The 18,603-nt window shown below is 73.1% G+C and carries 20 protein-coding genes; 11 read left to right on the top strand and 9 right to left on the bottom strand.

Annotation, left to right across the window (positions count from 1 at the left end; genetic code table 11):
* Window positions 1-16: 16 nt before the first annotated feature.
* Both ACIRF8_RS13490 and mltG read left to right on the top strand, forming a co-directional pair.
* A complete protein-coding gene (locus tag ACIRF8_RS13490; RefSeq protein ID WP_404214172.1) occupies window positions 17-1,828 on the top strand; it encodes an ABC transporter ATP-binding protein in 1,812 nt (603 codons plus the stop codon).
* 55 nt (window positions 1,829-1,883) lie between these two features.
* Window positions 1,884-2,717 carry an endolytic transglycosylase MltG gene (gene mltG / locus ACIRF8_RS13485; RefSeq protein ID WP_404214170.1) on the top strand — a complete coding sequence of 278 codons (834 nt, stop codon included), beginning with the start codon at window positions 1,884-1,886 and terminating at the stop codon, window positions 2,715-2,717.
* A 60-nt stretch (window positions 2,718-2,777) separates the two neighbouring features.
* On the opposite strand, the gene ACIRF8_RS13480 is transcribed toward mltG, so the two are convergent.
* From ACIRF8_RS13480 to ACIRF8_RS13470, 3 genes are all read right to left on the bottom strand, one after another.
* Complete coding sequence (locus ACIRF8_RS13480) at window positions 2,778-3,893, bottom strand: NAD(P)-binding domain-containing protein (protein ID WP_404214168.1); 1,116 nt, start codon at window positions 3,891-3,893, stop codon at window positions 2,778-2,780.
* A 51-nt stretch (window positions 3,894-3,944) separates the two neighbouring features.
* Window positions 3,945-5,108 carry an LLM class flavin-dependent oxidoreductase gene (locus ACIRF8_RS13475; protein WP_404214166.1) on the bottom strand — a complete coding sequence of 388 codons (1,164 nt, stop codon included), beginning with the start codon at window positions 5,106-5,108 and terminating at the stop codon, window positions 3,945-3,947.
* A gap of 325 nt (window positions 5,109-5,433) precedes the next feature.
* Complete coding sequence (locus tag ACIRF8_RS13470; RefSeq protein ID WP_349817350.1) at window positions 5,434-5,517, bottom strand: putative leader peptide; 84 nt, start codon at window positions 5,515-5,517, stop codon at window positions 5,434-5,436.
* A gap of 111 nt (window positions 5,518-5,628) precedes the next feature.
* Between ACIRF8_RS13470 and ACIRF8_RS13465 the strand changes: the two genes are divergently transcribed.
* A complete protein-coding gene (locus ACIRF8_RS13465) occupies window positions 5,629-6,051 on the top strand; it encodes a YjbQ family protein (protein WP_404214164.1) in 423 nt (140 codons plus the stop codon).
* Window positions 6,052-6,084: 33 nt separating this feature from the next.
* Here ACIRF8_RS13465 and ACIRF8_RS13460 read toward each other — a convergent pair whose 3' ends face one another.
* Both ACIRF8_RS13460 and ACIRF8_RS13455 read right to left on the bottom strand, forming a co-directional pair.
* Entirely contained in the window at window positions 6,085-6,510 is a 426-nt protein-coding gene (locus ACIRF8_RS13460; protein ID WP_404214162.1) for an ANTAR domain-containing protein, read from the bottom strand.
* Between the two features lie 73 nt (window positions 6,511-6,583).
* Entirely contained in the window at window positions 6,584-7,543 is a 960-nt protein-coding gene (locus ACIRF8_RS13455) for a helix-turn-helix transcriptional regulator (protein ID WP_404214160.1), read from the bottom strand.
* Between the two features lie 210 nt (window positions 7,544-7,753).
* Between ACIRF8_RS13455 and ACIRF8_RS13450 the strand changes: the two genes are divergently transcribed.
* Window positions 7,754-8,041 (top strand): ANTAR domain-containing protein, encoded by a 288-nt coding sequence (locus tag ACIRF8_RS13450; RefSeq protein WP_404214158.1) that lies wholly within the window; start codon window positions 7,754-7,756, stop codon window positions 8,039-8,041.
* Between the two features lie 26 nt (window positions 8,042-8,067).
* On the opposite strand, the gene ACIRF8_RS13445 is transcribed toward ACIRF8_RS13450, so the two are convergent.
* The gene (locus ACIRF8_RS13445) at window positions 8,068-8,589 is read right to left on the bottom strand and encodes a GNAT family N-acetyltransferase (protein WP_404214156.1); all 522 of its coding nucleotides are present in this window, start codon (window positions 8,587-8,589) and stop codon (window positions 8,068-8,070) included.
* On the opposite strand from ACIRF8_RS13445, the gene ACIRF8_RS13440 reads away from it, so the two are divergent.
* Window positions 8,588-9,157, top strand: coding sequence for a helix-turn-helix domain-containing protein (locus tag ACIRF8_RS13440; protein ID WP_404214154.1), 570 nt, complete (start codon window positions 8,588-8,590; stop codon window positions 9,155-9,157). The two genes, ACIRF8_RS13445 and ACIRF8_RS13440, sit on opposite strands and share 2 nt — an antisense overlap.
* Window positions 9,154-10,392, top strand: coding sequence for an MFS transporter (locus tag ACIRF8_RS13435; RefSeq protein ID WP_404214152.1), 1,239 nt, complete (start codon window positions 9,154-9,156; stop codon window positions 10,390-10,392). The genes ACIRF8_RS13440 and ACIRF8_RS13435 overlap by 4 nt, the downstream gene beginning before the upstream one ends.
* Before the next feature lie 23 nt (window positions 10,393-10,415).
* Here ACIRF8_RS13435 and ACIRF8_RS13430 read toward each other — a convergent pair whose 3' ends face one another.
* Entirely contained in the window at window positions 10,416-10,823 is a 408-nt protein-coding gene (locus ACIRF8_RS13430) for a DUF5997 family protein (RefSeq protein WP_404214150.1), read from the bottom strand.
* A gap of 68 nt (window positions 10,824-10,891) precedes the next feature.
* On the opposite strand from ACIRF8_RS13430, the gene ACIRF8_RS13425 reads away from it, so the two are divergent.
* Window positions 10,892-11,689, top strand: a complete 798-nt coding sequence (locus tag ACIRF8_RS13425; protein WP_404214149.1) for a LysR substrate-binding domain-containing protein — start codon at window positions 10,892-10,894, stop codon at window positions 11,687-11,689.
* Between the two features lie 9 nt (window positions 11,690-11,698).
* On the opposite strand, the gene ACIRF8_RS13420 is transcribed toward ACIRF8_RS13425, so the two are convergent.
* Complete coding sequence (locus ACIRF8_RS13420; RefSeq protein WP_404214147.1) at window positions 11,699-12,301, bottom strand: TetR/AcrR family transcriptional regulator; 603 nt, start codon at window positions 12,299-12,301, stop codon at window positions 11,699-11,701.
* A gap of 256 nt (window positions 12,302-12,557) precedes the next feature.
* Between ACIRF8_RS13420 and ACIRF8_RS13415 the strand changes: the two genes are divergently transcribed.
* The 4 genes from ACIRF8_RS13415 to ACIRF8_RS13400 are packed head-to-tail and all read left to right on the top strand — an operon-like array spanning window position 12,558 to window position 17,410.
* Window positions 12,558-13,112, top strand: a complete 555-nt coding sequence (locus tag ACIRF8_RS13415; RefSeq protein ID WP_404214145.1) for a (2Fe-2S)-binding protein — start codon at window positions 12,558-12,560, stop codon at window positions 13,110-13,112.
* A complete protein-coding gene (locus tag ACIRF8_RS13410; protein WP_404214144.1) occupies window positions 13,109-14,101 on the top strand; it encodes an FAD binding domain-containing protein in 993 nt (330 codons plus the stop codon). Before ACIRF8_RS13415 ends, ACIRF8_RS13410 begins: the two co-directional genes overlap by 4 nt.
* On the top strand, window positions 14,098-16,296 hold the full coding sequence (locus ACIRF8_RS13405) for a xanthine dehydrogenase family protein molybdopterin-binding subunit (RefSeq protein WP_404214142.1): 2,199 nt from the start codon (window positions 14,098-14,100) through the stop codon (window positions 16,294-16,296). The genes ACIRF8_RS13410 and ACIRF8_RS13405 overlap by 4 nt, the downstream gene beginning before the upstream one ends.
* On the top strand, window positions 16,289-17,410 hold the full coding sequence (locus tag ACIRF8_RS13400; RefSeq protein WP_404214140.1) for an XdhC family protein: 1,122 nt from the start codon (window positions 16,289-16,291) through the stop codon (window positions 17,408-17,410). The genes ACIRF8_RS13405 and ACIRF8_RS13400 overlap by 8 nt, the downstream gene beginning before the upstream one ends.
* Before the next feature lie 15 nt (window positions 17,411-17,425).
* On the opposite strand, the gene ACIRF8_RS13395 is transcribed toward ACIRF8_RS13400, so the two are convergent.
* Complete coding sequence (locus tag ACIRF8_RS13395; RefSeq protein WP_404214138.1) at window positions 17,426-18,436, bottom strand: isopenicillin N synthase family dioxygenase; 1,011 nt, start codon at window positions 18,434-18,436, stop codon at window positions 17,426-17,428.
* Window positions 18,437-18,603: the final 167 nt, after the last annotated feature.

Genomic DNA, 18,603 nt, shown 5'->3' with positions numbered 1-18,603 from the left:
CGTGCCTAGGAGGCCCATGCCCCGCGACGACATCACCTGGACGCCGCCGCCCGATGCCCGGTCATCGGACCAGCCGCGGCAGATCCGCCGCATCCTGTCCCTCTTCCGTCCCTACCGCGCCCGCCTCGCCCTCGTCGGGCTGCTCGTCGGTGCCGCCTCGCTGGTCACGGTCGCGACGCCGTTCCTGCTGAAGGAGATCCTCGACGTAGCCATCCCACAGGGCCGTACCGGGCTGCTCAGCCTGCTCGCCCTCGGGATGATCCTCAGCGCCGTCGTCACCAGCGTCTTCGGTGTGCTCCAGACACTCATCTCGACGACTGTCGGGCAGCGCGTCATGCATGACCTGCGCACGGCCGTCTACGGTCGCTTGCAGAGCATGTCGCTCGCCTTCTTCACCAGGACCCGCACGGGCGAGGTCCAGTCCCGCATCGCCAACGACATCGGCGGCATGCAGGCGACGGTGACCTCCACCGCGACGTCCCTCGTCTCGAACGCGACGAGCGTCATCGCCACGATCGCCGCCATGGTCGCCCTCGACTGGCGGCTCACGGTGGTCTCCCTGCTTCTGCTGCCGGTCTTCGTGTGGATAGCCCGCCGGGTCGGCCGCGAGCGCAAGAAGATCGCCACCCAGCGGCAGAAGCAGATGGCCGCGATGGCCGCGACCGTCACCGAGTCGCTCTCCGTGAGCGGCATCCTGCTGGGCCGCACCATGGGCCGTGCCGACTCCCTCACGAAGTCCTTCGCCGACGAGTCGGACCAACTGGTCGACCTGGAGGTCCGGTCCAACATGGCGGGCCGCTGGCGCATGGCCGTCATCAGCATCGTCATGGCCGCCATGCCGGCGGTCATCTACTGGGCGGCCGGTGTCGCGTTCCAGCTCGGGGGCCCGAGTGTCTCCATCGGCACGCTCGTCGCGTTCGTCTCGCTCCAGCAAGGGCTGTTCCGGCCGACGGTGAGCCTGTTGCAGACGGGCGTCCAGATCCAGACCTCGCTCGCCCTGTTCCAGCGCATCTTCGAATACCTCGACCTGCGTGTCGACATCACCGAGCGCGAGGACGCCGTCCATCTGGACACCGTCAAGGGCGAGGTCCGCTTCGAAGGCGTCGAGTTCCGCTACGACGCCGACGACCGGCAGGGCCCGATCCTCGACGGCATCGACGTGACCGTCCCGGCAGGGGGCAGTCTCGCCGTCGTCGGACCCACCGGCTCCGGCAAGTCCACGCTGAGCTATCTCGTGCCCCGCCTGTACGACGTCACGGGCGGCCGTGTCACGGTCGACGGGATCGACGTGCGCGACCTGGACTTCGACACCCTCGCGCGCGCGGTCGGGGTCGTCTCGCAGGAGACGTACCTGTTCCACGCCACGGTCGCCGACAATCTCCGCTTCGCCAAGCCCGACGCCACCGACGAGGAGCTGCACGCAGCCGCAAGGGCCGCCCAGATCCATGACCACATAGCCGCTCTGCCCGACGGTTACGACACCGTGGTGGGCGAGCGCGGTCACCGCTTCTCCGGGGGCGAGAAGCAGCGCCTGGCCATCGCCCGCACCATCCTGCGCGACCCGCCGATCCTCATACTCGACGAGGCGACCAGCGCGCTGGACACCCGTACCGAGCGCGCGGTGCAGGAAGCCATCGACGCCCTCTCGGCCGACCGCACCACGCTCACCATCGCGCACCGCCTCTCCACGATCCGCGGCGCCGATCAGATCGTGGTCCTGGACGGCGGCCGGATCGCCGAGCGCGGCACCCACGAGGAACTGATCCGCAGGGAGGGGCGGTACGCGGCCCTGGTCCGGCGCGACGCCCGGCTGGAGACGGCGGCGTGAGAAGCGGCCGAAGGTGATGACAGGAATGCCCTGATCTGCGGGTTATCGTACGCGTATGGCGAACGAGACTCCGCGAAGGGGCAGATTCCGACTCACACGCACAGGCCGGATCGCCCTGATCGTGTGCGGGATCCTCGCGGTGGCCGCCGCCGTCGTGGTGCCGCTGACCCTGTCCGGCGAAGAGAAGCGGCAGCCGACCACCCTGACCGTGCCGGAGGGACGACGCTCCGGTCAGGTCTACGAGGCCGTCGACAAGGCGCTCGGACGTCCGGCGGGCAGCACGAAGAAGGCCGTGCCCGAGGCGGAGCTCAAGCTTCCGGCCGAGGCGGGCGGCAACCCCGAGGGCTACCTGTTCCCGGCGACGTACCCCCTGGACGCCAAGACGACCCCGGAGTCCCTGCTGAGGTACATGGTGGAGACGGCCACGAAGAGGTTCAGGGCCGCGCGGGCCGCGGCCGGTGGCGGGACCACGAGGAACCTCTACCAGACGGTCACCCTCGCCAGCATCGTCCAGGCGGAGGCGGACAACGTCCAGGACATGGGCAAGGTCGCCCGCGTCATCCACAACCGGATCGCCCGGGCCATGCCCCTGCAGATGGACTCCACGATCAATTACGCGCTCGGCCGTTCCACCCTGGACACCACCCAGGAGGAGACCAAGCTCGACAGCCCCTACAACACCTATGCGCGCAAGGGGCTGCCGCCCACGCCGATCGGCAATCCGGGGGAGGCGGCGCTGAAGGCGGCGCTCAGCCCGACGCCGGGGGACTGGCTGTACTTCGTGACGGTCGCGCCGGGCGACACCCGCTTCACCGCCGACTACGACGAGCAGCGCAGGAACGTCGAGGAGTTCAACGAGAACCGGGGCAAGGCAGGGCAGGGCGGCTGAGCGGCACCGAGAGGGTGGCCATCGCGGGAAAGGTCCGGCTCGCCGCGCCGGTATGGGTGTTCAGGCCGCCGCCGGGGCCCCTCGGGTGAGGAGGCGCTGGATGTCCCGGACCGCTGCCCGTCCCGCCCGGTTCGCGCCGATCGTGCTGGCCGACGGCCCGTACCCCACCAGGTGGACCCGTGGGTCCAGGGCCGCGCGGGTGCCCTCCATCCGGATGCCGCCGCCGGGCTCGCGCAGTCTCAGCGGCGCCAGATGGTCGATCGCCGCCCGGAACCCGGTGGCCCACAGGATGACATCGGCCTCGATCTGCCGCCCGTCGTCCCAGGCCACGCCGGTCGGCGTGATCCGGTCGAACATCGGAAGCCGGTCCAGGACGCCGTCGGCCCGCGCCGTGCGGATCGCGTCGTTCACCGGCAGCCCCGTCACCGAGACGACGCTCAGCGGCGTCAGCCCCTGCCGTACCCGTTCCTCGACCATCGCCACCGCGGCCCGCCCGCGATCCTCGTCGAAGGGGCCCTCGCGGAAGACCGGCGGGCGGCGCGTCACCCAGGTCGTCCCGGCGGCGTACGGAGCGATCTCCATGAGGTGCTGGGTGCCGGACGCCCCGCCGCCGACCACGACGACCCGCTGCCCCGCGAACTCCTCGGGGCCCGGGTACCGCGCGGTGTGCAACTGCCGCCCACGGAACGTCTCCTGGCCCGGATAGCGCGGCCAGAACGGCCGGTCCCAGGTCCCCGTCGCATTGATCAGCGCGCGCGTCGACCACACCCCGTCGGAACTCTCGACGATCAGCCGGCCGCCGTCGCCCTCGCGCACCCGCCGCACCTCGACCGGGCGCCTCACGCGCAGGTCGAACCTGTCCTCGTACGCCTCGAAGTACTCCCCGATCACCTCCGACGAGGGGCGCGCGGGATCGGCGCCGGTCAGCTCCATGCCGGGCAGCGCGTGCATCCCGTGCACCTTGCCGTACGTCAGCGACGGCCAGCGGAACTGCCACGCGCCACCGGGCCGGGGCGCGTGGTCCAGGACGACGAAGTCCCGCTCGGGCACGAACCCCACCCGGCGCAGGTGGTAGGCGGCCGACAGGCCGGCCTGTCCGGCGCCGATGACCACGACGTCGACCTGCCGCGCGTCCGCCGCCCCGGCGGTGCCACCTCGTACCCCGATCTCGTTCACGTTTCTACCAACTCGATCGGGGTCCGGGATCTTCCCGCCGCGGCCTCCCGCTCAGCGCCCTCCGGCCGCCAGCAGCGGCACAGCACCCCTGACCGGCGCGTCCGGCGGGAGCAGTCCGCGCGCCGCGAGATCGGGGATCACGCCCTCGCCGAACCAGTACGCCTCCTCCAGATGCGGGTAACCGGAGAGCACGAAGTGCTCGATGCCGAGCGCGTGGTACTCCTCGATCCGGTCGGCGACCTCCGCGTGGCTGCCCACGAGGGCGGTCCCGGCGCCGCCCCTGACCAGGCCCACCCCGGCCCACAGGTTCGGCGAGATCTCCAGCCCCTCGCGCGTGCCGCCGTGCAGCGCCAGCATGCGCTGCTGCCCCACGGATTCGCTGCGGGCGAGCGCGGCCTGCGCCGCGGCGACCGTCTCGGGGGAGAGGTCGTCGAGCAGCCGGTTCGCCGTCGTCCAGGCGTCACGCGCCGAGTCGCGGGAGATCGTGTGCAGCCGGATCCCGAACCGCACCGTGCGCCCCTCCTTCTCGGCGAGCGCCCGGATCCAGTCGATCTTCTCCTTGACCTGCTCCGGCGGTTCGCCCCAGGTCAGATAGACGTCGGTGTGCCGCGCCGCGACCGGTCCCGCGGCGGCCGAGGAACCGCCGAAGAAGATCTGCGGCAGCGGGTCCGGCGGCAGCGCCGTGAAACCCCCGTCGACCCGGTAGTGATCGCCCTCGAAGTCGTACGGCTCGCCGCCCCACACCCCGCGCACGACGGAGAGGAACTCGTCGGTGCGCGCGTAGCGGCGGTCGTGGTCCAGGTGATCGCCGTAGCGGCGCTGCTCGACCGAGTCCCCGCCGGTGACGACATTGAGCAACAGCCGCCCCCGCGTGAGGCGTTGGTACGTCGATGCCATCTGGGCGGCGAGCACGGGGGAGATGACGCCGGGCCGGAACGCCACGAGGAACTTGAGGCGCCGGGTGTGCTGGGCGAGCGCCACGGTCGTCAGCCACGCGTCCTCGCACCACGTGCCGGTCGGGGTGAGTACCGCTTCGAACCCCAACCGTTCGGCGGCCTTCGCGATTTGGACGAGGTAGTCGAGGTCGGGCGCGCGTACCCCGGCGATGGCGCGGCCGGGGATGTTGCCGAGGGCGCCCTGGCTGAAGGCGTGCCGGTCCACGAGGGTTCGGCCGTCGCCGCCGGTCGGCAGGAACCAGTGCAGATGAACGGTCATGACGTCGGGGCTCCTTGCCGTCGGGCGTGGGGGGTGGCGGAGGGGGCGAGGACTTGCGGCGCGGGCGATCCGGTCGAGTCGGACACCGGGACCGAGGCGCCCGGGGCGCCCGTACGGCTCGGCGCGACGGGTGTTGCGGAGAGGTCGGGCGCGTCGGGCTCGGGCGGGGCATGACTGATGCTCATGGCGCTCCACAGCAGGGGGATGGCGAGGAAACGGCAGGGGGGAAGCGCGCTCGGGCGTCAGCGGGCGCGCGCGTCAGCGGCGCGTCGGCGCAGCAGAAGGCCGGAGCGGCGGGGAAGAGGAGAGGTGGTTCGAGAAGGCGTCAGCAGCCGCGGCGACACGCGGCGGAGGCCACCCGCAGCAGGTCGATGTGACCGCGCGTGGTGAGCAGGGCTGAACGCAACATGCGGCAGAACGTAGCCACTTTGTCGACACGCGGTCAATGGCGTCTCACCGGGTGGACCCGGGGCGCCACCGCCGCAGGGCGCCACGCAGGGGCCCGTACGACAATGGCCCCATGTCCGACGCATTCACGACCCGAGTCCTGAACATCTCCACCGGCTCCGACGAGCGGGTGGTCGACCTGACCCGCGACTGCGAGTCCTTCCTGCGCGAGGCCGCCGGGGGCCGCGACGGCCTGCTCAACATCTTCGTGCCGCACGCCACGGCCGGTATCGCCGTCATCGAGACGGGGGCGGGCAGCGACAACGACCTTCTCGCGGCCCTGCACACCCTGCTCCCCGCGGACGACCGCTGGCAGCACCGCCACGGCAGCCCCGGCCACGGCCGCGACCACGTCCTGCCGGCGTTCGTGCCCCCGCACGCGACGCTGCCGGTGGTCGGGGGAGCGCTGGAACTGGGGACGTGGCAGTCGGTGTGCCTGGTCGACACGAACCGGGACAACCCGGAGCGGAAGGTGCGGTTGTCGTTCCTCGGATGACGCGGGGCGCCGTCGGCCGTGCGGGGCAGGCCGCTACTTCCGGCGTGGCGGACGGGGCGCCTCCGCCTGGTCGCCACGCGCGGACCCGCGTCCGTCGCGGGGCTCCTCGTGCGGCGGGGCGGGGCGCCGGGCCTCGGTGAGGTGGCGGTCGAGTTCCGCGCGGACCGCGTCCGGGAGTTCACCGGAGCGGGGGAACTCGACGAGGTGCTGGGCCACCTCCCGCAGCGGGACGTCGACGTGCATGGACACCTCGCGCAGGACGTCCCAGGCCTCGTCCACCGATATCTGCCCCAGCATGATGAGGACGCCCACGGCCTGGTCCACGACGGCGCGGCCGTGCACCACTTGGCGGAGATGGGCGACCTCGGCCGCCAGCTCCGCCTGCACCTGAGCCGGCGAGGCGTTCTCGTCCGCCTCCGGGCGGGGCTGTGGTCGGTGGCGCGGTTCGTTCGACGGCAAGGCATCCTCCGGGGGCTGGGGAGAAGGGGGAGCGGAAAAGAAGAGCACGAAAGGGGGACGGCCGGCAGGTCTGTCAGGAGCCGGCGAGGGTGCGATGGGGCGCGTGGCCGTAGGCCGCGCGGTAGAGGGAGGCGAACCGGCCGGGATGGTAGAAACCCCAGTCGGCCGCGATACCCGTGACCGTGGCGCCCTGGGACGGATCGGCGTCCAGCAGGTCGCGGTGGGCGAGGGACAGCCGGACCCGGCGCAGGTAGGCGAGGGGTGTCGTGCCCAGGTGGCGGCGGAACGCGTACTGGAGACCGCGGACCGTGACATGGGCCACGGCCGCGATGTCCGCCACGTTCAGCGGCTCGTGGGCGTGCTCCTCGATATAGGTGACGGCGCGGCGCAGGGACGCGGGATGCGCGTCGTTGCGGTCGGTCGCGGTCGGCTCGGTCAGCGCGGTGTGCGGGAACGCGGCCAGGACGGCGGCGGCCAGATGTTGGCTCGCGGTGGCGGTGACCAGCGGCTGCGCCGCCACGTCCGGATCGGCCAGCACGTGATCGCGGATGTGGGCGATGGTGCGCGTCAGATGCTGGGCCGCCGCCGCGGAGACGGGCCGGTGCCCGGTGAGGCGGACGGGGCCCGGGGCCGCCTTCGGGTCGGTGGCGGCGACCTGGCTCAGGAGAGCCGGGTCCAGCATCGTGATGTTGTAGCGGGCGGCACAGACACGGCCCTGGTAGGGCAGCTCGGGCGGGGCGAAGGAGACCACGTCGCCGGGGCCGAAGGCGTCCTGGACCCTGGCGTAGCCGTGGTCCTGGATCGTGCCCTCGTGCACGACGCACAGGCAGATCCTGCCGAGGGGCGTGACCGAGTAGCTCATGTCGAAGTCGAGATCGAGTTCGTCGACGCTCACGCCGGGCATGACATCGCGTCGGATGCGCGCCCGGCTGGCGTCGGGTGTGCCGTTGCCGATGCGCATGCGCGCGTAGGCCCGGCTGAGAAACTCCTCGGTCGCTCCGATGTCGCTGCTGTCGAAGTGCAGGGTCTGCATGCCTTCACCTCGTCCGTTCCGTGCTCGAACCCCCTGGACGAGAGTACGACTCGCGGGCGGTGCCTCGTCACGCCGGGTGAGGAGAGTGGCCGGGAGGGTTCGTTTTGTGGACAGCCACCTCCGGACTGTTCGCTCTGGGTGCGGCGGTGACCGCCCGCGGCCCGGCATCGTCGAGAGACACGTCGGCACAAGGAGAGGCAGCGGGGCGCGATGGACGGCGACGAATCGGTCGAGAGCATCGCCCTGCTCCAGGCCGAGGTACGGCAACTGCACCAGGCGATCGCCTCGCACATCGTCGTGGACCAGGCGATCGGAATCGTCCTGGTGCTCGGACGGCTCACGCCGAAGCAGGGCTGGGACGTCCTCAAAGAGGTCTCGCAGCACACCAACACCAAGCTCCGTGAGGTCGCGGAGCAGGTCGTGGGCTGGGCGAACGGCGGGACGCTGCCCGAGCACACCCGCGGCGCGCTGGACGCGGCGCTCACCCGCGCGCGGTAGACCCACGACGGACCCGCCGGGCGCGATCAGTCCAGGGGCAACCGCATCAGCGTCAGATCGAGCCAGCGCCCGAACTTCGTGCCGACCTCCCGCACCGTGCCCGCGTGCTCGAACCCGTGCCGCTCGTGGAGCCGGACCGACGCCGTGTTGCCCGCCTCGATCCCGGCGATCATGACATGCAGCCCCGCGGCCCGCGCCGAGGAGACGAGCGCGGCCAGCAGGGCGGAACCGATGCCGTGACCGTGGTGGCCCTCGGCCACGTACACCGAGTTCTCGACGGTGTGCCGGAAGCCGGAGTAGTCCTTCCACGGGCCGTAGACCCCGAAGCCGACGACGGTGCCGCCGCGTTCGGCCACGTACGCGGAGCCACGCGTCAGGTGCGCGCCGAGCCAGGCCGCGCCCTCGTCACGGGTCTGCGGTGTGTCCGTCCACAGCGCCGTCCCGTGCTCGATGGCGTGGTTGCGGATGGCGAGCACCGCGTCGAGGTCCCCGGAAAGCGCCGGGCGGACGGTCACCGCCCGCGTCCCCGTCTCGTATGGTGGATTCATGTCCAACATCGTAGACCCCCTGGTGGAGCGGATCGGCGCGCGGATCCGCGCCGAGCGGGACCGGCGCCGCTGGACGCTCTCGGAGCTGGCCGAGGCGTCGGGGGTCTCGCGCGCGATGATCAACCGGATCGAGCGGGGTGAGAGCAACCCCACCGCCGTGGTCCTCGGCAAACTGTCGGCGGCGTTCCGGCTGAGCGTCGCCACGCTCCTCGACCCCGACGCGGACACGCAGCGGGTACGACGCGGGGAGGCGACACCGCGATGGCTGGACCCGGCGACCGGTTACGAACGACGGCAGCTCTCGGGCCCCGGCTTCCCGGCCGAGATGGCGGAGATCCGGCTGCCCGCCGGGGCCCGCGTGCCCTACCCCGCCGCCGCGTTCGCCTTCCACCGCCAGCTCATCTGGGTCATCGACGGCCGCCTCACCTTCCACGAGGGGGAGACGGTGCACGAGCTCGGCGCCGGGGACACCGTCGAACTCGGCCGGCCCGCGCCGTGTGTCTTCGTCAACGCCACGGACCGGGCATGCCGCTACGCCGTCGTCCTCGTCCGCGGGGAGGCGCCGTGAGCGCCCCGGGAGACGTCGTGAGCCTGCGCCGCGGCGGCGTCGGGCTGCTCGCCTGCACGGCCGGGACCGCCCTCGCCAACAACTACGCCGTCCAGCCCGCCCTCGGCGACGTCGCCCGCTCCACCGGCACCTCCACGGCGGCGATCGGCCTCGTCACCACGGCCGCGCTCGCCGGTTGCATCGCGGGCTTCGCCTTCCTGCTGCCGCTCGCCGACCGCACGGCGCCGCGCCGCCTCGTCACCGCACAACTCCTCCTGCTCGCCACCGGCCTCGTGCTCGCCGCGGCGGCGCACGGGCTAGGCCTCCTGCTCGTCGCGTACGTGATCATCGGCGCGGGCGCGAGCGTCGGCGCGCAGTCCTCCACGATCGCCGGACGCGGGGTGCCGGCGGAGCGGCGCGGGTCGGCCGTGGCGCTCGTGGCCGCCGGGATGTCCGCGGGGATCCTGCTCAGCCGCCTCGTCGGCGGAGCCCTCGCCGACGCGTTCGGCTGGCGCGGCATGCTGCTCACCTTCGCCGGCCTCGTCCTGCTGTGCGCCGCAGGGGCCCGGCTGTGGCTGCCGGGCGAGCGGCCCGCGCCCACCGGCGGCTACCTCGCCACGCTGACGGCGCTGCCCGGCCTCCTGCGCCGCCACCGCACACTGCGCCGCGCCGTGCTCACCGGCAGCCTCTGGTACTTCGCGTTCAGCCTCGTCTGGGTCGCGCTCACCGTGCGCCTCGCCCAGCCCCCGTACGGGCTCGACGCCGCCGCCATCGGCCTCTACAGTCTCGCCGGAGTCCTGGGGTTCGCGGCGCTGCCCGTCGCCGGACGCCTCGGCGACCGCTTCGGGCAGCGCGTGGTGATCTGCGCGAGCATGGGAGCGGGCGCCACCGGGGCCGCGCTGCTGTGCACCGGCCTCGACACCCCGGCCGTCACCGCGGCGGGCCTCGCCCTCGTCGACGCGGGCTGCTTCACCGCACAGGCCGCCAACCAGGCCCGCATCCTCGCCATCGACCCCCGCCGCGGCGGCAGCCTCAGCGGCGTCTACCTGCTGCTCTACTTCCTCGCGGGCGTCGTCGGCTCCGCGCTCGCCGCCCCCCTCATCGCGTCGGGCGGCTGGCCCGCGGCGTCCGGCGCGGTGCTGGGCGCGCTGCTCCTCGCCGGGCTGCTGGCGCTGCGCCCCGACACCGAAGCCTCCGCGCACGACACGAAACGGCCGGGACGCGAACGTCCCGGCCGTTTCGTGCGGTGGCGCTGAGGCGACCCCTCAGCGGCGGGCCCTCAGTCCTCGGACCGCCGCGCCCGCTTCTCCGCCTGCTCCGCGTGCAGCTTCTTGACGCGGACGTTCTCCTTGCGGACCTCCGCCTGCGTGGCCCGCTCCTTCCGCAGCCACGAGGGGTTCTCGTCCTTCAGTGCGGCGATCTGCTCCGTGGTGAGCGGCTCGGTGACACCGCCGCGGGCCAGGCCCGCGATGGAGACGCCGAGCTTCTCCGCGACCACCGGACGCGGGTGCGGGCCGTTCGCGCGCAGGTCGAGCAGCCACTGCGGCGGATCGGTCTGCAACGCGCTCAGCTCATCGCGCGAGACGACGCCCTCACGGAACTCGGCGGGCGTGGCCTCGAGGTACACACCCAGCTTCTTCGCCGCCGTGGCGGGCTTCATGTTCTGGGTGTTCGATTGCGAACTCATGAGGTCAAGGGTATCGAGCGCGCGGGACGCGGCCGACCACGTCCGGGGACGCCGGGTAGCCTTGCGGAGTGACAGGCACGGAGAAGACCCCCGCGGCGACCCCCTCGTTCCGGCTCGCGTACGTTCCCGGAGCGACCCCCGCCAAGTGGGTCAGGATCTGGAACGAGCGGCTGCCCGGCATCCCGCTCACCCTGGTCCCGGTCGCGGCCGAGGAGGCCGCGGACGTCCTGCGGCGCGGTGACGCCGACGCGGGTCTGCTGCGCCTGCCCGTGGACCGTACGTTCTTCAGCGCGATCCCCCTCTACACCGAGACCACCGTGGTGCTGGTGCCGAAGGACCACGTCGTCTCCGCAGTGGAGGAGATCGCGCTGGCCGACCTCGCCGACGAGATCGTGCAGCATCCCCTCGACGACGTCATGGACTGGGAGCGCCCGCCGGGGCGGCCCGCGTTCGAGCGTCCGGCCACCACGGCCGACGCGGTGGAGCTGGTCGCCGCGGGCGTGGGCCTGCTCGTCGTGCCCCAGTCGCTGGCCCGGCTGCACCACCGCAGGGACCTCACCTACCGGCCGGTCACGGACGCGCCCGGCTCGGACGTGGCGCTCGTCTGGCCCGAGGAGCGGACCACCGACCAGGTCGAGGACTTCATCGGGATCGTGCGCGGCCGGACGGTGAACAGCTCCCGGGGCCGCGCCCAGGCCCCGGCCCAGCAGGAGAAGAAGAAGCCTGCCGCCGGGGGAGCGAGGAAGGCGCCGGCGCGGAGCGCGGGCCGCCCCAAGCCCGGCGCCCGGCAGGCCGGGAAGCAGGCGGGCAAGCAGACCGCCAAGCAGCAGCCCGGCAAGCGCGGCAAGCCCCGGAAGCGCTCGTAAGGGGCGGGCCTACTCCTTCGCGGGAGGACCGGGAGGACCGGGCGCCCCGGCCCGCAAGCCGTCCATCACCAGATCCAGCAGCCGCCTCGCGCGGGACTGCCAGTCGCTGTGCGGGTCCACCAGCCACAGGCCGGCGATGGCCAGCATGAAGTCGTCCGGGGTGACACCGGGCCGGATCGTGCCCGCCTCCGTGTTCGCCGTGAGGAGCAACGTCACCGCCTCGGTCAGCGGGCCGTGCGACAGGCTCTTGAAAGCGCCGCGGGCGCTCGTCGCCTCACGCAGCGCGTCCGCGAGGCCCGCCTTGGCCATCGCGTACTGGGCGAGCCGGTCCATCCACTCGCGCAGCGCCACCTCGGGCGGGCGGGTGCACAGCAACTGGGCCGCGGCCTCGGCGACTTGGTGCACCTCGTAGCGGTACACCTCCAGGACGAGCGCCTCGCGGCTCGGGAAGTTGCGGTAGAACGTGCCCTGGCCGACGCCCGCCTTGCGCGCGATGGCGCTCAGCGGCGTGTCCGCCGAGCGGGTCAGCTCGACGAGGGCCACCTCGAGGATGCGCTCGCGGTTGCGCTGCGCGTCGGAGCGCAGCGCCGGCTGTTTCTCGGGACGGTGCACGCCTCCTCCTCAAGTCGTGGCGCGTCGTGACAGGTCAGACAGTTCGGACAGGTCGGGGCGGTCGCGGCGTCAAAAGGTCCTTGCCTAGGCGGACAGTTGTCCACTACGGTCGGGACCAGAGAGTGGACACGTGTCCGCTTCGTTTCCGACCCCCCACCTTAGCGGCGACCGTGACCGAATCCGACGCCGAACCCCACCCTTCCTCGTTGCACAGCGCTGTTTCTCCTCGCACCGGATACGCGAAAGAAGGCTGCTCATGGCCCCAGCGGGCATCTCTACGTCCAGCTCGATCACCCTGCACGTCAACGGAGAGAAGTACACGCTGCCCGTCGACCACCGCACCACCCTGCTCGACGCCCTGCGCGAGCGGCTCGATCTGACCGGCACGAAGAAGGGCTGCGACCAGGGGCAGTGCGGCGCCTGCACCGTACTCGTCGACGGGCGCCGCGCCGTGTCGTGCCTGCAACTGGCCGTCGCCGCCGAGGGCCGCGAGATCACCACCATCGAGGGCGTCGCGGACGGCGACACCCTGCACCCGCTGCAAGAGGCCTTCGTCGAACTCGACGGCTTCCAGTGCGGCTACTGCACCCCCGGCCAGATCTGTTCGGCCCTCGGCGTCCTCCAGGAGCACGCGGCCGGCTGGCCGAGCGCCGCGACCGAGGACGTGCGGCCCGAGGCCGGACCGCCACCGCTGACGCCGGAGGAGATCAGGGAGCGGATGAGCGGGAACCTGTGCCGCTGCGGCGCGTACGTGTCGATCGTCCGGGCCGTCGCCCAGGCCGCCGAGAACACGAAGGAGCAAGTGGCGTGAAGGAGTTCGGGTACGAGAGGGCGCTCGACGTCCGGGGTGCCGTGGCGGTGCTCGACGCCGACCCCGAAGCCCGCTTCCTCGGCGGCGGCACCAACCTCGTCGACCTGATGAAGACCGGGGTGGAACGCCCCGCGCATCTGGTCGACGTACGCGAACTGCCTCTGGACCGGGTCGAGTCGACCGAGGACGGCGGGCTGCGCATCGGGGCCACCGTCACCAACAGCGACCTCGCCGCGCACCCCGACGTACGGCGCCGCTACCCGGCGCTGACGCAGGCCGTGCTCGCCGGGGCCTCGGGGCAACTGCGCAACATGGCCACCGTGGGCGGCAATCTGTTGCAGCGCACGCGCTGCGGCTACTTCACCGACGTCAGCAAGCCGTGCAACAAGCGGGAGCCCGGCAGCGGTTGCCCCGCGATCGAGGGCGAGCACCGCAACCACGCGATCCTCGGCGCGAGCGAGGCGTGCGTGGCCGTGCACCCGTCCGACATGGGCGTCGCGCTCGCCGCCTTCGACGCCGTCGTGCACTACGAGACCGCGGCCGGGGCGGGCGAGCTGGCGCTCGCCGAGTTCTACCGGCCCGTCGGCTCCACCCCGCACCTGGAGACCGCGCTGCCCGTCGGCGCGCTCATCACCGGGGTCACCTTGCCGCCCGCGCCCGTCGCCGCCCACTCCCGTTACCGCAAGGTCCGCGAGCGCGCCTCGTACGCCTTCGCCATCGGGTCCGTGGCCGCCGCCCTCGATGTCGAGGACGGCGTCGTGCGCGATGTGCGGCTGGCCTTCGGCGCGGTCGCGTCCCGGCCTTGGCGGGCCCGTGCCGCCGAGCGCGCGCTGATCGGTTCGCCCGCGGACGAGGCGGCGTTCGCGGCCGCGGCCGACGCCGAACTCGCCGCCGCCGAGCCGCTGCCGCGCAACGCCTACAAGGTGTCGCTGATGCGCAACCTCGTCGTCGCGCAGCTCACCGAACTCACGCAGGAGGCGCTTCGATGACGACGCAGACGACGCAGACGACGCAGACGACGCAGACCACCCAGACCACCCGGACGACGGAGACCACGCAGACGACGCAGGCTCGGTCCACCGGAGCCGAACCGGCCGGGATCGGGGTGGCGCGCAGCCGCGTCGAGGGCCGCGACAAGGTCACCGGCGCCGCCCGCTACGCCGGTGAGATCCCCTTCGCCGACCTCGCCCACGGCTGGCTGGTGCTGTCGACCGTCACCCGCGGGCGCGTGCGCGCGATCGACGAGGAGGCGGTCCTCGCCCTGCCCGGCGTCCTGGCCGTCCTGCACCACGAGAACGCGCCGCGCGTCAACGACGGCGTCGTCGGCGCGCTCGGCCGCCCGGACCCCATCGTCGAGGTCTTCCAGCACGACCGGGTGCCGCACGCGGGCTGGCCGGTCGCCCTGGTCGTCGCCGAGACGTCCGAGCAGGCGCGGGAGGCCGCCGAGGCGCTCGTCGTCGAGTACGACCAGGAGCCGCACGACGTCGCGTTCTACCCCGGTCGGCCGGGCGTGTACACGCCGCAGGACACGGAGGTCACCAAGGGCGACCTGGACGCCGAACTCGCCGCGTCCGACGTCGTGTTGGACGCCTCCTACACGACGCCGGAGCAGCACCACGGCGCCATGGAGCCACACGCGGTGACCGTGCGCTGGGACGGTGGCCGCCTGGAGGTCTTCGACTCCAACCAGGGCAGCAAGTGGATCGCCGACGACCTCGCCGGCCTGTTCTCCCTCGACCTGTCGGCCGTGCACGTCCGCTCCGAGCACGTCGGCGGCGCCTTCGGCTCCAAGGGGCTGCGGGCGCACCACGTGGCCGCCGTCATGGCCGCCACCGAACTCCAGCGGCCGGTGCGCGTGGTGTTGACGAGGCGTCAGGTGTTCGCGGCGACCGGCTACCGCAGCCCGACGGCGCAGCGGGTGCGGCTGGGCGCCGACCGGGACGGGCGGCTGCGCGCCTTCGCGCACGAGCACCAGAACCTCACCTCGCACCTGCGGGAGTTCGTCGAGGGCGGTGCCGGGTTCGGGCGCAGCATGTACGACGCCGCCGCCCACCACACCGTCAACCGGGTCGTGCCCGTGGACGTCCCGACGCCGACCTGGATGCGGGCGCCGGGCGAGGCACCGGGTTCCTTCGCCGTCGAGTCGGCGCTCGACGAACTCGCCGAGCGGCTCGGCATGGACCCGATCGCGCTGCGCGCCCGCAACGAGCCCGCGGTGGGCCCGGTCTCCGGGCTGCCGTTCAGCAGCCGCAATCTGCTGGGCTGCTTCGAGGAGGGTGCCCGCAGGTTCGGCTGGGCCGACCGCGACCCGCGTCCGCGCGTGCGCCGCGAGGGCCGCTGGCTGCTCGGCACGGGCACGGCCGCGGCCACGTTCCCGTCCGGCGTGGCCCCCACCACGACCTCCGTGACCGCGGAGCAGGACGGCACCTTCACCGTCCGGGTCACCGCGGCCGACGTCGGCACCGGGGCCCGCACCGCCCTCACCCTCATCGCCGCCGACGCGCTCGGCGTGGTGCCCGAGCAGGTCGAGGTGCGGATCGCCGACAGCGACTTCGGGCCCGCCTGGGTCGCGGGCGGCTCCATGGGCACCCGGTCCTGGGGCTGGGCCGTCATGGTGGCCGCGCGTGAGCTGCGCGAGCGCCTGTCGCTCGCGTCCGGCGACATCCCGCCGGACGGGATCACCGCCCGGACCGACACGGCCGAGCTGATCGCCGCGCTCTCGCAGAAGGAGCGGTACTCGTTCGGGGCGCAGTTCGCCGAGGTCGCCGTGGACGTGCTGACCGGCGAGGTACGGGTGCGGCGCCTCCTCGGCATCTTCGCGGCCGGGCGGATCATCAACCCGCTCACCGCCCGCAGCCAGTTCACCGGCGGCATGACCTGGGGCATCTCCATGGCGCTGCACGAGGAGGCCGTCCGGGACGAGGCGTTCGGCTCCCATGTCGGCGCCGACTTCGCGGGCTACCACGTCGCCGCGCACGCGGATGTGCCGGACCTCCAGGCGGACTGGATCGACGACCCGGACCCCGACGACCCCGTCGGGATCAAGGGCATCGGCGAGATCGGCATCGTGGGCACGGCCGCCGCCATCGCCAACGCGGTGTGGCACGCGACCGGCGTCCGCCACCGCGATCTGCCGATCCGGCCCGACCGGGTGCTGCTCGCCGAGGCGCGCCGGGATGCTTGACCTCGCCGCCGAGCTGAGCCGGTGGGCCGCGCAGGGCCGGGAGTTCGCCGTCGCCACCGTCGTCTCGGTGAGCGGCAGCGCACCTCGCCCGCCCGGCGCGGCCCTGGCCGTCGACGCCGCGGGGGAGGTCATCGGTTCCGTCTCCGGCGGCTGCGTCGAGGGCGCGGTCTACGAGCTGTGCGTCGAAGCCCTGAGTGACGGCACGACCCGCCGCGAGCGGTTCGGCTACAGCGACGACGACGCCTTCGCGGTGGGCCTCACCTGCGGCGGCACCGTCGAGGTGCACGTCGTCCCGGTGCGCTGCGACTCCCCGTCCCGGGCCGTCGTGGAGGCGGCGCTCACCGCGGCGGCGGGCGGTGCGTCGGTGGCGCTCGCCCGGGTCCTCGACGGGCCCGGCGCACTCGCGGGCGGCGGCGGCCTGCTGCTGGTCGCGCCCGACGGCTCGTACGAGAGCGGGATCGGCTCGGCGGACGATCCCTCCCTCGCCGCGCAGACCCGCGCCCTGCTCGACCTCGGGCGGACCGGCGTCTGCGAGGTGCCGGAAGGTACGGCGCGGTGCGGCGGCGACGTCACCCTGTTCGTCGAATCGAGCGTGCCGCCCGCCCGGATGATCGTCTTCGGCGCGGTGGACTTCGCGGGCGCCCTGGTCCGCGTCGGCAAGCTCCTCGGCTTCCATGTGACGCTGTGCGACGCGCGGGGCGTCTTCGCGACGCGGGCCCGTTTCCCGGAGGCGGACGAGGTGGTCGTCGAGTGGCCGGACCGCTATCTGCGGGACACGCACACGGACGAGCGGACGGTGCTCTGCGTCCTCACGCACGACGCCAAGTTCGACGTGCCCCTCCTGGAGGTGGCGCTGCGGCTGCCCGTGGCCTACGTCGGCGCGATGGGCTCGCGCCGCACGCACGAGGACCGGCTCGGCAGGCTGCGGGAGGCCGGGCTGACGGAGCACGAACTGGCCCGGCTGCGCTCGCCCATCGGCCTGGACCTCGGCGGCCGTACGCCGGAGGAGACGGCGGTGTCGATCGCGGCGGAGATCGTCGCCGTGCGGCGGGGCGGCAGCGGCGGGCCCCTGACGCGGGCGCGGGGACCGATCCATGCGGGCCCCCGCGCCTGACCATCGACTGCCGCTCTAGCGGGCGAAGTTGGCGGCGATCCGCTGCTGGATGTAGTCGGCCGCGGTGATCGGCGGGTAGCGGCCCGCGGGGCCCTCGATCACCACGTCGCGGTCGGCCTGCGCGAAGAAGGCGATGCTGTGGCGGGCGGACCGGTCCTCACCCGGGCCCGGTGACCTGACGCGGTGGAAGTTCGACGGCAGCCGGTCGTCGCTCCACCGCATCAGCATGTCCCCGATGTTGCAGGTGATCACCGAGTCGGCCGGTTCGACGGACGTCCACTCCTGCGCCTGCGCCTCCTTCCCGGGGCAGACCTGGAGGCCGCCCTGTCCGTCCCGCTGGAACAGCAGGGTCAGGCAGTCGAAGTCCGTGTGCGCGCCCGCCCGCCACACGTCCGCCGGGATCACGGCGTCCTCGGGGACGGCGAAGTAGTGCAGCATGCGCAGCGTCGACTGGTACTGCTCGCGCGCCGGGTCGTGGGCGTGGGCGAAGAACCCGTCGGGCAGGCCCAGCTTGTCCGCGAAGCACGACAGCACGCGCATCGCCAGCTCCCGGCAGCGCGCCTCGAAGGCGAGGGTGCGCTCGCGGAACCCGGGCAGCGCGTCCTCGGGCCACAGCCCGTCCATGTGCGGCCGGGTCACCTGGTACGACTCCTTCTGGTCCGGTGTCCCCACCGAGGGACGGACCTGGGTCATCGACTCCCAGCCCGAGTTGAGCCCCTTCCGCAGGGCGTGCCGCGCCTTGGTCCTTCGCGGCAGCGCGAAGAACCGCTCGGCGTCGGCGAACGCCCCGTCGACCAGCTCCTGGTCGATGCCGTGGTGCACGAGCTGGAAGAAGCCGATGTCGGTGGCGGCGGCCCACAGCTCCTCGGTGATGTCCGCCTTGCGGGCCTCGAAGTCGCCGAGGTCGATCCGGCGGATCTCGCGGGCGGTCGTCTCCGTGCCGGCACCGCCCATCCGCGTCTCCTTGGCCAACTCGGCCAGGCCGTAAGCGCCGTCGGTCGTCTTCCCGGTCGTCGTCTCTGTCATCGCGGTGCCGCTCCTCGAAGCGCTCGTGGGTCTCCCGGGATGCAGTCACCGCCCCTGCTATCCCCACCGCGGACGCGCAGAGGCCCGCGGGCACGGTCGCGGCGGACCCCTCGCGGGCCCGGCGCCGTGGACTGGCACGGACCCGGGGCCTTCGTGGGCCCGGGGTC

It is taken from the genome of Streptomyces sp. NPDC102406, assembly GCF_044765725.1.
Classification (GTDB): Bacteria; Actinomycetota; Actinomycetes; order Streptomycetales; family Streptomycetaceae; genus Streptomyces.
Note: the sequence above shows the minus strand (reverse complement) of the source record. Positions and strands in the feature narration are given on the sequence as shown.

Bases quoted from the DNA above. Each gene is read 5' to 3' on its own strand.
- ACIRF8_RS13440 (WP_404214154.1), top strand. From the start codon at position 8,588: ATGTCCAACATCGTAGACCCCCTGGTGGAGCGGATCGGCGCGCGGATC.
- ACIRF8_RS13400 (WP_404214140.1), top strand. From the start codon at position 16,289: ATGCTTGACCTCGCCGCCGAGCTGAGCCGGTGGGCCGCGCAGGGCCGG.
- ACIRF8_RS13450 (WP_404214158.1), top strand. From the start codon at position 7,754: ATGGACGGCGACGAATCGGTCGAGAGCATCGCCCTGCTCCAGGCCGAG.
- ACIRF8_RS13490 (WP_404214172.1), top strand. From the start codon at position 17: ATGCCCCGCGACGACATCACCTGGACGCCGCCGCCCGATGCCCGGTCA.
- ACIRF8_RS13405 (WP_404214142.1), top strand. From the start codon at position 14,098: ATGACGACGCAGACGACGCAGACGACGCAGACGACGCAGACCACCCAG.
- ACIRF8_RS13445 (WP_404214156.1), bottom strand. From the start codon at position 8,589: ATGAATCCACCATACGAGACGGGGACGCGGGCGGTGACCGTCCGCCCG.
- mltG (WP_404214170.1), top strand. From the start codon at position 1,884: ATGGCGAACGAGACTCCGCGAAGGGGCAGATTCCGACTCACACGCACA.
- ACIRF8_RS13455 (WP_404214160.1), bottom strand. From the start codon at position 7,543: ATGCAGACCCTGCACTTCGACAGCAGCGACATCGGAGCGACCGAGGAG.
- ACIRF8_RS13415 (WP_404214145.1), top strand. From the start codon at position 12,558: ATGGCCCCAGCGGGCATCTCTACGTCCAGCTCGATCACCCTGCACGTC.
- ACIRF8_RS13470 (WP_349817350.1), bottom strand. From the start codon at position 5,517: ATGTTGCGTTCAGCCCTGCTCACCACGCGCGGTCACATCGACCTGCTG.
- ACIRF8_RS13430 (WP_404214150.1), bottom strand. From the start codon at position 10,823: ATGAGTTCGCAATCGAACACCCAGAACATGAAGCCCGCCACGGCGGCG.
- ACIRF8_RS13465 (WP_404214164.1), top strand. From the start codon at position 5,629: ATGTCCGACGCATTCACGACCCGAGTCCTGAACATCTCCACCGGCTCC.
- ACIRF8_RS13475 (WP_404214166.1), bottom strand. From the start codon at position 5,108: ATGACCGTTCATCTGCACTGGTTCCTGCCGACCGGCGGCGACGGCCGA.
- ACIRF8_RS13395 (WP_404214138.1), bottom strand. From the start codon at position 18,436: ATGACAGAGACGACGACCGGGAAGACGACCGACGGCGCTTACGGCCTG.